Source organism: Cellulomonas citrea (genome assembly GCF_009829685.1).
In the GTDB taxonomy this organism is placed as follows: Bacteria; Actinomycetota; Actinomycetes; order Actinomycetales; family Cellulomonadaceae; genus Cellulomonas; species Cellulomonas citrea.
Genome location: NZ_VWSD01000407.1, coordinates 1 through 511 on the forward strand (window position 1 = coordinate 1; position 511 = coordinate 511).

Annotated in this window: 1 pseudogene; it reads left to right on the forward strand. The window is 65.6% G+C overall.

Annotation, left to right across the window (positions count from 1 at the left end):
* Positions 1-511, forward strand: a pseudogene (locus F2B26_RS16990) (hypothetical protein); the annotation flags it as partial.

The window sequence follows — 511 nt, forward strand, 5'->3', positions numbered from 1 at the left end:
GACAAGCCGCTGACGCGCGAGGTCTGGTCGCGCCAGCAGCTGATCGACAAATGGGAGGCCGAGGGCGAGGTCTTCAAGGCCGAGTGGGCCAGGGAGCTGCCCGAGGGCGAGGAACTGACGGTCTATCGCAGCGGCCTGAGGGATTCCGGGGACGACTGGCTCGACATGTGCCGCGGCCCGCACCTTGCCTCGACCGGCAAGCTCGACCCCGATGCCTTCAAGCTCATGCGCGTTGCCGGGGCCTATTGGCGTGGCGACCAGAGGAACGCGCAATTGACGCGCATCTACGGCACGGGCTGGCTGAACAAGAAGCAACTCAATGCGCATCTCCACCGGCTGGAGGAGGCCGCCAAGCGTGATCACCGCAAGCTGGGCCGCGAGATGGACCTGTTCCACCTTCAGGAAGAGGCGCATGGCTCGGTCTTCTGGCACCCCAAGGGCTATCGCATCTGGCGCGAGCTGGAGGCCTATATGCGCCGCAAGATGGACGGCGCGGGCTATCGCGAGATCA